Genomic DNA, 13,468 nt, shown 5'->3' on the forward strand with positions numbered 1-13,468 from the left:
TCCGGGGCGTTCGTCCCGTCCCGCCGGGACGCGCGCGGCGCCGGTCAGAGGTCAGCGAGGTCCAGCCCGGCCTGCGCGGCGGCGGCCTGGACGGTCTGCTCCAGCAGGACCGCGATGGTCATCGGGCCGACACCGCCCGGTACGGGCGTGATCAGCGAGGCGCGGGCCGCGGCCGACTCGAAGTGGACGTCGCCGACGTTGCCCTCGTTGTAGCCGGCGTCCAGGACCACGGCGCCCGGCTTGATGTCCTCGCCCCGGATGAATTCGGCCTTGCCGACGGCGGCGACCAGCACGTCGGCCTGGCGCACGATCGACGGCAGGTCCACGGTGCGCGAGTGGCAGTAGGTGACGGTGGCGTTCTGCTCCAGCAGCAGCATGCCGGCCGGCTTGCCCAGGATCGCGCTGCGGCCGACGACGACGGCGTGCTTGCCGGTCAGGTCCACGTCGTACTCGGCGAGCAGGCGCATGATGCCGCCCGGGGTGCAGGAGACGAAGCCCGGCAGCCCGAAGCCCATGGCGGCGAAGGAGTGCATGGTGACGCCGTCGACGTCCTTGCCCGGGGCGATGGCCTCGAAGGCGGCGCGCTCGTCGATGTGGTGCGGGACCGGGTGCTGGAGCAAGATGCCGCTGATCTCGGGGTCCTCGGAGAGCGCGGTGAGGGTCGCCACCAGTTCCTCGGTCGTGGTCGCGGCCGGCAGCTCCACGTGGCGGGAGGTGATCCCGGCCTTGGCGCAACGGTTCTGCTTCATGCGTACGTACGTGACGGACGCGGGGTCCTCGCCGACCAGCACGGTCGCGAGACAGGGGGCGGTACCGGTGCGCTCGGTGATCTTCGCCGCGAGGGCGGCGGTCTGCTCCGAGATGCGGCGGGCGAGGGCGGTGCCGTCCATCAGCCGGGCAGAGGCAGTCTGGGCAGTCGTCACGGGGTCTCCTGAACGTCGCTGCGGATCGCGGTTCGCCCAGGCGCGCGGCAGACGGCGTACGGGAGGTGCGCCGTACGCCGGGCCGCTCCCCGGTGGTGATCCACCCGAACGCCAGTCACGGCCCGCCGCCGAGTGTAGTCGACTCATCGGGTGGATGACCGGCGCGCGACCTGGGACGATCGAGACATGACGCGTACTTTCGACCATCTCGTCGCAGAGGCCGAATCCGTATCCGTGGACGGCTGGGACTTCTCCTGGCTGGACGGCCGGGCCACCGAGCAGCGTCCCTCCTGGGGCTACCAGGGCCTGCTGCGCGAACGTCTGGCGACGGTCCGTTCCGCCCTCGACATCCAGACCGGCGGTGGCGAGGTCCTCGCCGGGGCCGGCCCCCTGCCCCCGCTGATGGCGGCCACCGAGTCCTGGCCGCCCAACATCGACCGGGCGACGCGGCTGCTGCACCCGCTCGGGGCGGTGGTGGTCGCGGACTCCGACGAGCCGCCGCTGCCCTTCGGGGACGAGGCCTTCGAGCTGGTCGCCAGCCGGCACCCGGTGACCATCTGGTGGGACGAGGTCGCGCGGGTGCTGCGGCCCGGCGGCACCTACCTGTCGCAGCAGGTCGGGCCGGCGAGCGTCTTCGAGCTCGTCGAGTACTTCCTCGGACCCCAGCCGGAGGACGTACGGCGCGCCCGGCATCCCGACGACGCGGTCGCCGACGCCACGAAGGCCGGCCTCGAAGTCGTCGATCTGCGTTCGGAACGGCTGCGCACGGAGTTCCACGACATCGGAGCCGTGATCTACTTTCTCCGGAAGGTGATCTGGATGGTGCCCGGCTTCACGGTCGGGCAGTACCGGGACCGGTTGCGCGCGCTGCACGAACGGATCGAACACGAGGGCCCGTTCGTCGCGCACACCGCCCGCTTCCTCATCGAAGCCCGCAAAACGGGCTGACGGCGGAGGCGGACGGATCGGCGCCGGATCGGTTGCCCGGCCACAGCGTGGCGCAGGTCACTCAATTCAGCGCGTAACGAATCGACTCGGGCATGCGATGAACCGACAGGTGTCCTCGCGCGGCCCGGAATACAGACCCCACCCGGGTCTGTTTCCCGAGTTCGCGCGATGATGTCCCGCCCACCCTTATCTGTTCGCAACGAGAGGCTCCTTGTGTCGCTCAGCCCGTCCCGTACGTTCCCTCCGGAGATCGCCGAATCCGAGGCCCTGGTCGCGCTCGTCGAGCGCGGCCGCGAGCAGGGTCACATCAACGGTGACGACGTGCGCCAGGCCTTCGAGGCCGGCCGCATCCCGGTGGACCAGTGGAAGCGGGTCCTGCGCAGCCTGAACCAGGTCCTGGACGAGGAGGGTGTCGCCCTCCACGTCAGCGCCGCTCCCGCCACCAAGGCTGCCGCCAAGAAGCCCCGCAAGGCGGCTGCCGCCCCCGCCCGCACCGTGGCCAAGAAGGCCGCCGCCGCGCCGCGCCCCATCGGTGCGCGCAAGACGGCCGCCCCGGCCGTGACCACCACGACCACGACCACCGCCGCGGCGATATCCGCAGCGTCGGCCGGCTCCGTCGAGGACGAGGCGACGGCCGAGGCCACCGCCGAGCCGAAGAAGCGGACGGTCAAGAAGACCGCCACCGCGAAGAAGACCGCCACCAAGAAGACGGCGGCGAAGAAGACCGGCGCCAAGGACACCGACGAGGCCGAGGCCCCCGTGGCCGAGGGTGAGGACTGGGCTGCCGAGGACCTCGTCGACGAGGCCGAGGAGGAGACCCCCAAGGCCGGCGGCACGCAGGGCTTCGTCCTGTCCGACGACGACGAGGACGACGCCCCGGCCCAGACGGTCATGGTGGCCGGCGCCACCGCCGACCCCGTCAAGGACTACCTCAAGCTCATCGGCAAGGTGCCGCTCCTCAACGCCGAGCAGGAGGTCGAGCTCGCCAAGCGCATCGAGGCGGGCCTGTTCTCGGAGTACAAGCTCGAAGAGGAGGAGGACCACAAGCCCGCCTTCAAGCGGGAGCTGGAGATCCTCGTCGAGGACGGCCGCCGCGCCAAGAACCACCTGCTGGAGGCCAACCTCCGCCTCGTGGTCTCGCTGGCCAAGCGCTACACGGGCCGCGGCATGCTCTTCCTGGACCTGATCCAGGAGGGCAACGTCGGCCTGATCCGCGCCGTGGAGAAGTTCGACTACACCAAGGGCTTCAAGTTCTCCACGTACGCGACCTGGTGGATCCGGCAGGCGATCACGCGTGCCATGGCCGACCAGTCGCGCACCATCCGCATCCCCGTCCACATGGTCGAGATCATCAACAAGCTCGCCCGCGTGCAGCGCCAGATGCTCCAGGACCTCGGCCGGGAGCCCACTCCGGAGGAGCTGGGCAAGGAGCTCGACATGACCCCCGAGAAGGTCATCGAGGTCCAGAAGTACGGCCGTGAGCCGATCTCCCTGCACACCCCCCTGGGTGAGGAGGGCGACAGCGAGTTCGGTGACCTCATCGAGGACTCCGAGGCGGTCGTGCCCGCGGACGCGGTCTCCTTCACCTTCCTCCAGGAGCAGCTCCAGTCGATCCTGGGCACGCTCTCCGAGCGCGAGGCGGGCGTGGTCTCCATGCGCTACGGCCTCAACGACGGCCAGCCGAAGACGCTGGACGAGATCGGCCGCGTGTACGGGGTCACCCGTGAGCGCATCCGCCAGATCGAGTCCAAGACCATGTCGAAGCTGCGCCACCCGTCGCGTTCGCAGGTTCTGCGCGACTACCTCGACTGATCGAGTCGGGATCGGCCCGGGACGGTCGCAAGACCGCTCCCCCGGGCCCGAACGGCAGGGAGGCACCCTGCGGAACCGGTTGGCGTGCTCGCGCCGGATCCGCAGGGTGTCGTACCACCCGTCCGTGATCACCGGTACCGGGGCTCGTGCCTCCGGGATCAGAGCGAGTGCTCCAGCAGGTGCTTGAGCTTCTCCTCGCTGCGGGGCATCTCCTTGCGGAGCATGGGCTTCACGACGAGGGGGACCAGGCCCCTGCCCAGGCCGTGGCCCTCGAAGTCGACGGAAAGCGTGACGCGTGAGCGGGTCCCGTCGCCGAGGGGTTCGATCCTGCCCCGCACGTTCGGCCGGACCGGGCCGTCGACGCCGTGAAGGTGCCAGCTCCGCGGCGGGTCGAGTTCCGTGAACTCCACCGTCGAGGGGATCCTCCGCCTGCCGATCTGCCGGGTGATGAGGACCCGCGACCCGACGTGGACCGGGAGGTCGCCCATGGGAACGGCTGACACGGCGCTGTCCTGCCACTCCGGCAGGTGCGTGGGGTCCGTCACGTAGGCGTAGACGTCCTCGGGGCTGCGGTCGATGTCGATGGTGTTGCTGATCGCGGACATGGCGACCCCTTAGAGCCCCCCTGGCTGTCCTCTCCCTCCAAATTACCCCGCGGGTGAAACGGCCGCGCGACGCCTGCGGGCGGACATCACGGCGTACACGAGGACGCCCGCGAAGAGGAAGAGCACGCCCTGGTAGACGGCGGCGTAGCCGGCGCCGGCCACCAGCCACATCGAGAAGGCGAAGCCCAGGCAGGCGAGGGCCGCGTCGCGGGCCAGGCGGCCGCGGTCGACCCGCCCGGAGCGGCCCGAGAGCAGGAAGTGGACCTGCGCGGCGGTGGAGAGCAGGTAGGGGACGGTCGCGGTGAAGGTGGTGACCAGGACCAGGACCTCGAACACGCCCTCCGGGCCGGCCGTGTAGTTGTAGAGGGTCAGGGCCGAGGCCAGGACGACCGTGACGACCACGCCGGCCACCGGAACACCGCGCTTCTTCGTCTCGAAGGCCTTCGGGAAGAGCCCGTCCTTGGCGGCCGCGTACGGGGTCTGCGCGCTGAGCAGGGTCCAGCCGTTGAGGGCGCCGACCATCGAGATCACGGCGGCGCAGGCGACCGCCGTCCCGCCCCAGGTGCCGCCGAACATCGCGTTGACGGCGTCGGTGAAGGGGGCGTCGGAGGAGACCAGCTTCTCGTGCGCGACCAGGCCGAAGACGGAGAGGGTGCCGAGCAGGTACACGGTGGCGGCGCCGACGGTGCCCAGGATGGTGGCCCGGCCGACGTTGCGTGCCGGGTCGCGGACCTCGCCGGCGCTGACGGCGGCGGATTCGACGCCCAGGTAGCTGAAGAGCAGGATCGCGGCGGAGGCGGAGACGGCGCCGACCGGGCTCTGGTCGGTGGCCCGGAACGGGCCGAGGTTGGCCGGGTCGAAGAAGCACAGCCCGCCGACGGCCACGAGCAGCAGCGGGACGAACTTCAGCACGGTGGCGACCAGTTGGACGGCGCCGACGTAGCGGGTGCCGGCCAGGTTGGCGAGCGCCGGAAGCCACTGCACGAGGAGGGCGGCCAGGCACATGGACCACTGGTGGGCGCCGACGGCCGGGAAGAGCACGCCGAGGTAGCCGACGGCCGCCACGGCGAGGGCCGCGTTGGAGACCCAGGTGGTGATCCAGTAGCTCCAGGCGGCGAGGAAGCCGGCGAAGTCGCCGAAGGCGGCGCGGGCGTAGACGTAGGGGCCGCCGGTCTGCGGATGCCGCCGGGCGAGGCGCCCGAAGACGAGCGCCAGGGCGACCGCGCCGAGGGTCAGCACGGCGAAGGCGAGGAGGCTGATCGTGCCGAAGGGGGCCACCGAGGCGGGGAGCAGGAAGATTCCGCCGCCGATGATGTTGCCCATGACCAGGCAGGTGGCGACCGGCAGGCCGAAACGCTTCCGCTGCGGGGACGCATCGCCGGGCTCGGCACCCCTGCCGCTCTCGGCACCCGTTCCGGTCTCGGTGGGCAGGGTCGCGGTGCTGGTCATCGGTGGTGCGCCTCGGGGTGTCTCACATGGTGGGCAGGTCCACCCATGGTTGACCACCGCACGGGCGGCACCAAATCAACGGGTTTCGTCCGGCGCGGGGGCCTCTGCCGAGGGAAGGATTCCGTGCGGTGCGGCCTCCGGCCGGGAATCCTCCCGCAGCGGCTCCCGGGGCCGGCGCGCGATCTCCGGCCGACCGAGGCGGAGGCCGACCGGTACCTGCGGGCCGTCCGCCTCCCGCAGCCAGCGCCGCAGTACGCCGTGCACCGCCTCTGCGCCCACCAGGCCGGCGCCCGGCTCCGACAGTTCCGCCGGCCACATCAGGAACGGGTGCCCCTGCTCGCCCCCGAGACCGCCGTGCGAGCCGATCTGCTCCTCGAAGGCGTGCACGGCGCCCGTCGCCGGGTCGTACGCCGAGTTCACCATGATGTCGGCCACGTGCGGGAAGGCATCGGTCCGCCGGACCGCCTCGGCCGCGCCGGGCCCGAAGGGAGCCAGCAGCTCCTCCGCCTCCCCCGGGACGTCGAGGCGGGCCCGCGCCCCGCCGGGGCCCAGCACCACCCCGTCCACCAGCAGGAAGCCGACGCCGGGGTGGTCCGCCAGGGTCGCCAGCAGGGCCGGGTGCGCGCGTTCGATCTGCTCCCGCGAGGCCCGGCCGGGGACGTCCGGGAAGGAGACCAGCCCGAGGTTGCCCGAGGCCAGCACCACCGGTTCGGAACCGGGCCGCGGGTGGGCCTCCTCGCCCTCCTCCACCGGCCGGTGCAGGGCCGCCAGTACGGCCGCCCGCGCCTCGGCGCCGCTGTGCGTACGGCCGGCCCGGCGGGAGACCGGCAGCCCGCAGCCCGCCCTGACCAGGTCCTTCAGGGTCAGCCCGTACCGGGCGAGGAAGGTCTCCCCCGGGCTCTGGCCGTGGTCGGAGAGCAGCACGATCCGGTAGTCGCGCGGCGCGTGTTCGGCGACCCGGGCGATCAGGGCGATGCTCCGGTCCAGGCGCTCCAGCACCTGGTCGGTGTCCCGGCCGCGCGGGCCGGAGTGGTGGGCGACCTCGTCGTAGGCGACCAGGTCCGCGTAGACCGCGGCGCGGCCGGCGAGCATGTCCCCGATCACCGCCGCCACGACCACGTCCCGTTCCACGACCGTCGCGAAGGCACGGATCAGCGGGTACAGCCCGCCGCGGGCCACGCGCGGCCGGTCCCCGCGCAGCCGCGCCCGGAGCGACTGGACAACCTCCCGGCCGGCCTCGGCGACGAAGGACAGGGCGGTGCGCACGGCGTTGGCCGGATCGGAGAAGTACGCGAAGTAGCCCGCGCGGGAGCGGTTCGCCCGGCCCCGGCGGGCGGACACCGAGAGGACGAGCGCCAGCTGGTCCGCGCCCCCGCTGAAGAGGTTGCCCCGGCTGGCCCCGTCGAGGGTGAGCAGCCCCCCGTCCCCGGTGCGGGCGACGGCGCGCCGCTGGAGTTCGGCGGCGCTGGTGGGGCGGTTGCACACCACCACCTCGCCGGTGTCCTTCTCGTACCAGCGGAAGGCGGGCACGTCGAAGGTGGAGCCGTGCAGGATGCCCAGCTGGCTGGCGCCGGTCTGGCTGGACCAGTCGGTGCGCCAGGAGGTGATGCGGTGGCTGCCGTCCAGCCATTTGGCGACGGTCGGCATCAGCAGGTCGGCGCAGGCCTGGCGCAGCACCTCGTACCCGACCCCGTCGAGCTGGAGGAAGACCAGCCCTGGCGCGGCCTCCTTCGCGCCACGGGCCCCCGCCCCGGGCCGGCGTCGGCGCCGCCGGTCGGCGAGCCGGTAGAGCCGGCGCCGGTAGGCCTCGTCGTCGCGTACCGCGAGCGCGGTGGACGTCGCCGAGGCCACCGCGGACATCGCCGCGGCCACGACCACCGCCGTCTCGGGGGCCGCCCCGCCGTGCCCGGCCGGGGTCAGGCTGAGGGCCAGCAGCAGGAGCGAACCATTGAGGAAGAAGACGAGCAGCCCGAGTACGAGGGCGGGCACGAGCAGCAGGGCGCGGACGAGCACGGGCCAGACGAGCGCGCTCAGCAGGCCGAAGGCTCCGGCGCCCCAGGCGGCGGTGAGGCCTGCCTGCGTGATGCTGTCGCCTTCGCCGTCGCCGGACCGGAGCCGGAAGTCCGGCAGGATCCCCGCCAGGGCGAGCATGGTCAGCGCCGACGCGGCCCAGACGAGCACCACCCGTACCAGTGCGCCGCCCGCGGTCCGCCACCGTCCTCGCGCCACGCCGCACCCGCCTCACCGATCCGGCCCACGACGCGCCCGCGAGCCCCCGTCCCGCTCTCCAGGCTCGCACAACGCGACCCGTCGGGGATGCGGCACGGGTGGGCGTACGGTCGCGCGGCCGGGGGCGCCGGGCGGGTGGCCCGCCTCAGGTGCCGTCGTAGCCGGCGGTCGGCATGGACAGCCGGCGGTGCACCTCGGCCTTCATGGCGGAGGTGTAGCGCGGCTCTTCGTGCCCGGCGGTCTCCAGCCGTACGCCGCGCCGCTCGCACTCGGCGGTGAACTCCTCGACGGAGCGCAGGGCGCGGGCCAGCACCCGGTGGTTGGCGGCGACGAACAGGTCGACCTGCCCGGCGTCGACGTCGGACCACAACCCGAAGTGGTCGGGGCGCAGCCCGTAGACGAGCAGGTGCCGCGTCACGACGTAGCCGCGGTCGGCGGCCCACCGCGCGCACATGGCGTGCTGGCTGCGGGTGTCGACGGCGAAGGGGTCGGCGTCGAGGTCTTCGAGCGGGGCCAGGCTGGCGATCGCGGCCACGCGCAGCTCTTCCATGCCGCCCGACCCTACTCCGATCCGCCGCCGGGGAGGAGGGGGCGGCGGGATCCGGTTCCGGGCGGACCGGCGGGGCAGTCTCCGGGGGTGTCCTGCCGCCCGGGGGTGCTCGCCGGTCCGGCCCGATCCGCAGGACAGGCCCTAGGCTCGGTGGGGGACGCGCGAGGGAGGGAGGCCGGGTGTCGGTGGAGATCACCTGGTGGGGGCATGCCACGTGCACGGTCGAGGACTCCGGGGTACGGGTGCTGACGGACCCGCTGTTCGCGCGGCGGCTCGCGCACCTGCGGCGGCGGCGCGGGGCGGTGCCCCCGGCGCGGGCGGCGGTCGCGGACGTGGTGCTGGTGTCGCACCTGCACGCCGACCACATGCACCTGCCGTCGCTGGCGGCGCTCGCGCCCGGGACGCGGCTGCTGGTGCCGCGCGGTGCGCGCCGGGCGGTGCCGGGTCTGGCCCGGCTCGCGGGAGTGCGGGGGCTGTCGGTGACGGAGATGGTGCCGGGCGAGGAGGCCGACGTGGGAGGCGGCGTACGGGTGCGCGCGGTCCGTGCCCGGCACGACGGGCGGCGGCTGCCGTTCGGGCCGCAGCTCGCGCCGGCCCTCGGGTACGTGGTCCAGGGCTCGGCGCGGACGTACTTCGCGGGGGACACGGGGCTGTTCGACGCCATGGCCGCGGAGGTCGGGCCGGTGGACGTGGCGCTGCTGCCGGTGGGCGGCTGGGGCCCGTACCTGGGACCGGGCCACCTGGACGCGGGACGGGCGGCGCGGGCGCTGGCCGACCTGGCTCCGGCGGCGGCGGTCCCGGTGCACTACGGAACGTACTGGCCGATCGGGCTGGACGCGGTGCGGCCGCACGAATTCCACGCGCCGGGCGAGGAGTTCGAGCGCTGGGCGCGGCGGCTCGCCCCGAAGGTGACGGTCCGGGTACCCGGCCACGGCGAACGGGTGCGGCTGCCGTGACGTGGCAGGACGTCGCGGCGGCGGCCGGTCGGGTCCCGCCGGAGACCACCCAGCAGGCGGTGGGTTACCCGGCGTTGTTCGTCCTGGTGGCGCTGGGCGCGCTGGTGCCGGTGATCCCCACCGGGGCGCTGGTGAGCACGGCGGCCGTGGTGGCGTTCCATCAGCGGTCGTTGCCCTTCGGGGTGTTGCTCGTGTTCGCGGTGGCGGCGCTGGCGGCGTTCACCGGGGACGTCGCGCTGTACTGGCTCGGCCGCCGCGGGGTGCGGTCCCGGGGCGGCTCGCGGTGGCTGGAGGCGTTGCGCGCCCGGGCCGCGCCCGAACGGCTGGAGCAGGCGCGGACGAGGCTGGACGAGCACGGGGTGCTCGTCCTGGTGGTGTCACGGCTGCTCCCGGCGGGCCGGATCCCCGTCATGCTGGCCTGCCTGCTGGCGCAGTGGCCGCTGCGCCGCTTCGCCCGCGGCGACGCCCCGGCCTGCTTGGCGTGGGCGGCTACGTACGGCCTGATCGGCATCCTGGGCGGCTCCCTCTTCGCGGAGCCCTGGAAGGGCGTTGCCCTGGCGGTGGGCCTGACCCTCCTGATCAGCGCCGGCCCTTCGCTGTGGCGCCGGATCCGGCGTCCCCGGAGGCCTGCCCGCCCCCGGTGAGGGGCGTGGAGGGTTCCGGAACCGTCGCCGGATCCGCGGCTGCGCCGGACCGCGAGCCCGGCCGGTTCCGAAAAACTAGCGGCCCTCCAGGGTGCGGGAGGCGCCGATCGGGAGGTCCCAGAGGTCGTCGCGGGGCAGGCCGGCGCGGGCCCAGGCGGCCCGGACGCGGTCCAGGGGTTCCATGACGGGCTCGGCGGAGAGGACGAAGGTGGCCCAGTGCATGGGGGCCATCCGGCGGGCACCGAGGTCGAGGCAGGCCTGGACGGCCTCCTCCGGGTCGGCGTGGACGTCGCTGAGCCACCAGCGCGGGGCGTAGGCCCCGATCGGGAGGAGGGCGAGGTCGATGCCGGGGTGGCGGCGGCCGATCTCGGCGAACCAGTGGCCGTAGCCGGTGTCGCCCGCGAAGTAGAGCCGCTTCGGCTCGGGGCTCCGGGTGTCGGTGAGGATCCAGCCGCCCCACAGGGACCGGCAGGTGTCGATCAGGGAGCGCTTCGACCAGTGGTGGGCCGGCACGAACTCGAAGCGGACGCCGTCGAGTTCGGCGGCCTCCCACCAGTCGAGCTCGGTGACCCGGGTGAAGCCCCGGCGGCGGAACCAGCCGGCCAGGCCGGCCGGGACGAAGAGCGCGGTGTGCCGGGGCAGCCGCTTGAGGGTGGGCGCGTCGAGGTGGTCGTAGTGGTTGTGGCTAATGACCACCGCGTCCACCGGCGGCAGGTCCGCCCAGCGCACGCCCACGGGCGTCATCCGGCTCGGCGTCCCGAGGATCCGCCGGGACCAGACGGGGTCGGTCAGTACGGTCAGCCCGCCGGTCCGCAGCACCCAGCTGGCGTGCCCCGCCCAGGTGACCGAGACGGTGCCGGGGGGCGCGGGTGGCAGCGGTGCGGGGGCGTAGGGCAGATCGGGGATGCCGCGCAGCCCCTCGGGGCCGGGCCGGAAGGCGCCTTCGCGGGCGAGCCGGGCGATGCCGCGGACGCCGGGCAGCGGGGTGGTGAGCCGGTCCGCGAAGGAACGGGGCCAGCGCCGGTGCTCCCCGAGCGGCCGCGGCTCGGCGGGGGCCGTCGGCGCTGCCGGGGCCGGGGCGGGTGCCGTGAGGGCGCGGGCGTCGGGGGCCGCGAGGGCCCGGGTCGCCGCCTCCTGGGCTGCGGGGCCTGCGACTGCGGACCCTGCGGCAGGTGCGGGGGGCGCGGCCGCGGCCGCCGCGGGCACGGGGCCCGCCGCGGGTGGGGCGGCGGCGGGTGACGGGCCGGGCGTGGGACGGGGAGCGGGGGTGGGCCGTGGAGGGGCCGGGGAGGCGGGGGCGTCGGTCCCGTTCCTCATCAGGAAGTCTCCGTTCACCGGTTCGGGCATCAGGCCAGCCCGGCCAGGACTGACCCGAGGCGGTCCAGGGAGCTCCGTACGTGCGGCAGCGCGAGCGGATCGCCGGCGGTGAGCGCGGCCAGCCGCTCCTCGGGGGTGGCGCCCAGCAGCGGCCCGGTGGACAACCGCACCCGCAGCGCGCCCAGTTCGTCGGCGAACCGCTGCCCGCCGGGGGTGGCGGCGCCGAGCCGGCCGCCGAGCCAGTCCTCCAGCTCCATGGCGTCGCCGACCCCGTGCCGCGCGAGTCCGGCGCGCAGCGGGGTCAGGTCGGCGTAGAGGTGGCGCCCGGCCTCCGGAGGCCGGGCCAGCGCCCCGGCCGCGAGGAGCTCGCGGTGCGCGGCGGCGGCGACCACGCCGTGCAGGACGGCGGCCGCGCGGGCCCGGGCGGCGACGGCTTCGGGTTCGTCGAGTGCGTGCGCGGCTGCTCCGGCGACCGGTCCGGCGACCAGCGCACCGGTGGCGGTGAGGACGTCGAGGGTACGGGCGCGCAGCCAGGTGCCGCGCGAGGTGTCGGGGAAGCGGACCACGGCGGCGGGCCAGCCGGCGGGCAGCAGTGCGCCGGACAGGTCGACGAGGACGGCCGCCCGCTCGGGCAGCATCTCGGCGGGGCTCAGCACCAGGGTGTCGTGCGGCCGGTGGACGGTGTCGCGCCAGCTCTCGTCGCTGACGACGAAGAGCCCGGCGGCTTCGGCGGCCTCACAGGCCTCGCGCAGCGTCTCGGGCGGCGGCACGGTCGCGGTGGGGTCGTCGGCCACCGACAGGAGCAGGACGCGCGGGTCGCCGCCCTCGGCGCGCACCCGCCGTACGGTCTCCAGCAGCGCGTAGGGGTCGGGTACGCCGCCGCACTCGGCCGGGGTCGGCACGTGGTAGGCGCGCCGTCCCAGCAGCCGGACCTGCGGGGTCCACGAGGCGGGACAGGGCCGGGGCAGCATGACGTCGCCCCCGTACGCGCCGATCAGCGCGAGCAGCAGCGCGGGTGCGCCGGGCCCGGCGGCCACGGCCTCGGGGGCAGTGGGCAGCCCGCGGCGGCCCCAGTACCGGCAGGCGGCCTCGCGTACGGGTGGGCCGCCGCCGGGGGGTTCGGGCGCGGAGCGTCCGGCGGCCGCGGCGAGGACGGAGAGCAGCTCGGGCAGGACGGGCAGGCCGGGCTGGGGCGCGGGGGGACCGTACCGGACCGGACCACGGCCTTCCGCCGCCGTGCGCTGCATCGCCGCCACCCCTTCCCGCATTCCGCGCTCACCGCCCGCTGACCCTTTATACGATTATTCGCCGAGAAATGCCCGTTATCGGCCCCCGGCGGCCGATACGCCGCTCAGCCCCGCCTCCCCAGCAGCGCGAGCAGCCTGGTCTGCGCGTTCGCACCCGCCGGAACCTCCAGCGGTTCGGCGTACATCCCGCTCGCGGCCAGCCCGTCGGCATACGGCATGACCTCTTTGATCGAGAACTCGACGAGCCCGTCCGGCAGCCGGTCGTCGGCCCCGATGCCACGGGAGAGGTCCCAGGTGTGCACGACGCAGTCGGCGGTCAGTTCGGAGCAGTACGCCGAACCGAGCGCGGGCCCGTACGAGAGCCGGACGGTCCGCTCCAGCGCCCCGGGCGCGGCGAAGGCGGCGTGCGCCGCGGCCGAGGCCTCCTCCCAGGCGGCGACCGGGTCCCCGCCGAGCACGTCGCCGGAGAACGCGTCGCCCATCTCCTCGACCGTACGACCCTCGGCGACCAGCGGCGGGATCCAGAGCTGCTCGCCGGTGACGTGGTTGACCAGGTCCCGCACGGTCCACTCCGTGCACGGGGTGGGCGCGTCCCACTGGTCGTCGGCGACGGCGCGCAGCCGCTCGCCGAAGAGCCGCAGCGCCGCGGCGTGTTGTTCGAGCAGCGTGTCCGGCATGGCCCTCACCGTCCTGTGCCAGGGGCGTCCCCCTCTTGAGCCCACTGTCCTCGCACCTCCATTGCCCTGCCACCGACATGCCCAATCCCCTTTGCCTGCACGGGGAGTGTC

Annotated in this window: 12 protein-coding genes and 1 riboswitch; of the genes, 4 read left to right on the forward strand and 8 right to left on the reverse strand. The window is 74.4% G+C overall.

The annotated features are described in order from the left end of the window. Window positions 1–44 precede the first annotated feature (44 nt). Window positions 45–890 (reverse strand): bifunctional 5,10-methylenetetrahydrofolate dehydrogenase/5,10-methenyltetrahydrofolate cyclohydrolase, encoded by an 846-nt coding sequence (locus tag ACIP5M_RS12190; protein WP_401196293.1) that lies wholly within the window; start codon window positions 888–890, stop codon window positions 45–47. Between the two features lie 60 nt (window positions 891–950). Continuing rightward, window positions 951–1,052: riboswitch (ZMP/ZTP riboswitch) on the reverse strand. 57 nt (window positions 1,053–1,109) lie between these two features. On the opposite strand from ACIP5M_RS12190, the gene ACIP5M_RS12195 reads away from it, so the two are divergent. Both ACIP5M_RS12195 and ACIP5M_RS12200 read left to right on the forward strand, forming a co-directional pair. Further along, window positions 1,110–1,871, forward strand: a complete 762-nt coding sequence (locus ACIP5M_RS12195; RefSeq protein WP_401195410.1) for a methyltransferase domain-containing protein — start codon at window positions 1,110–1,112, stop codon at window positions 1,869–1,871. A 213-nt stretch (window positions 1,872–2,084) separates the two neighbouring features. Further along, window positions 2,085–3,683: an RNA polymerase sigma factor gene (locus ACIP5M_RS12200; protein ID WP_401195412.1), complete on the forward strand. Its 1,599-nt coding sequence runs from the start codon at window positions 2,085–2,087 to the stop codon at window positions 3,681–3,683. A gap of 158 nt (window positions 3,684–3,841) precedes the next feature. Here ACIP5M_RS12200 and ACIP5M_RS12205 read toward each other — a convergent pair whose 3' ends face one another. The 4 genes from ACIP5M_RS12205 to ACIP5M_RS12220 form a co-directional block, all read right to left on the reverse strand. Beyond that, window positions 3,842–4,288, reverse strand: a complete 447-nt coding sequence (locus ACIP5M_RS12205; RefSeq protein ID WP_401195414.1) for an SRPBCC family protein — start codon at window positions 4,286–4,288, stop codon at window positions 3,842–3,844. A 42-nt stretch (window positions 4,289–4,330) separates the two neighbouring features. Beyond that, window positions 4,331–5,737: an amino acid permease gene (locus tag ACIP5M_RS12210; RefSeq protein ID WP_401195416.1), complete on the reverse strand. Its 1,407-nt coding sequence runs from the start codon at window positions 5,735–5,737 to the stop codon at window positions 4,331–4,333. 75 nt (window positions 5,738–5,812) lie between these two features. Continuing rightward, entirely contained in the window at window positions 5,813–7,966 is a 2,154-nt protein-coding gene (locus ACIP5M_RS12215) for a phage holin family protein (protein ID WP_401195419.1), read from the reverse strand. A 145-nt stretch (window positions 7,967–8,111) separates the two neighbouring features. After that, window positions 8,112–8,516, reverse strand: coding sequence for a hypothetical protein (locus ACIP5M_RS12220; RefSeq protein ID WP_401195421.1), 405 nt, complete (start codon window positions 8,514–8,516; stop codon window positions 8,112–8,114). Window positions 8,517–8,695: 179 nt separating this feature from the next. On the opposite strand from ACIP5M_RS12220, the gene ACIP5M_RS12225 reads away from it, so the two are divergent. Both ACIP5M_RS12225 and ACIP5M_RS12230 read left to right on the forward strand, forming a co-directional pair. After that, window positions 8,696–9,472, forward strand: a complete 777-nt coding sequence (locus tag ACIP5M_RS12225) for an MBL fold metallo-hydrolase (protein ID WP_401195423.1) — start codon at window positions 8,696–8,698, stop codon at window positions 9,470–9,472. Further along, window positions 9,469–10,116, forward strand: a complete 648-nt coding sequence (locus tag ACIP5M_RS12230; protein WP_401195425.1) for a DedA family protein — start codon at window positions 9,469–9,471, stop codon at window positions 10,114–10,116. Before ACIP5M_RS12225 ends, ACIP5M_RS12230 begins: the two co-directional genes overlap by 4 nt. A gap of 75 nt (window positions 10,117–10,191) precedes the next feature. On the opposite strand, the gene ACIP5M_RS12235 is transcribed toward ACIP5M_RS12230, so the two are convergent. The 3 genes from ACIP5M_RS12235 to ACIP5M_RS12245 form a co-directional block, all read right to left on the reverse strand. Beyond that, on the reverse strand, window positions 10,192–11,433 hold the full coding sequence (locus ACIP5M_RS12235; RefSeq protein WP_401195427.1) for an MBL fold metallo-hydrolase: 1,242 nt from the start codon (window positions 11,431–11,433) through the stop codon (window positions 10,192–10,194). Between the two features lie 29 nt (window positions 11,434–11,462). Continuing rightward, on the reverse strand, window positions 11,463–12,680 hold the full coding sequence (locus ACIP5M_RS12240; RefSeq protein ID WP_401195430.1) for an aminotransferase class I/II-fold pyridoxal phosphate-dependent enzyme: 1,218 nt from the start codon (window positions 12,678–12,680) through the stop codon (window positions 11,463–11,465). 104 nt (window positions 12,681–12,784) lie between these two features. Next, a complete protein-coding gene (locus tag ACIP5M_RS12245) occupies window positions 12,785–13,357 on the reverse strand; it encodes a TIGR03086 family metal-binding protein (RefSeq protein ID WP_401195433.1) in 573 nt (190 codons plus the stop codon). Between the last annotated feature and the right edge of the window lie 111 nt (window positions 13,358–13,468).

It is taken from the genome of Streptomyces sp. NPDC088762 (genome assembly GCF_044750905.1).
GTDB lineage: Bacteria > Actinomycetota > Actinomycetes > Streptomycetales > Streptomycetaceae > Streptomyces.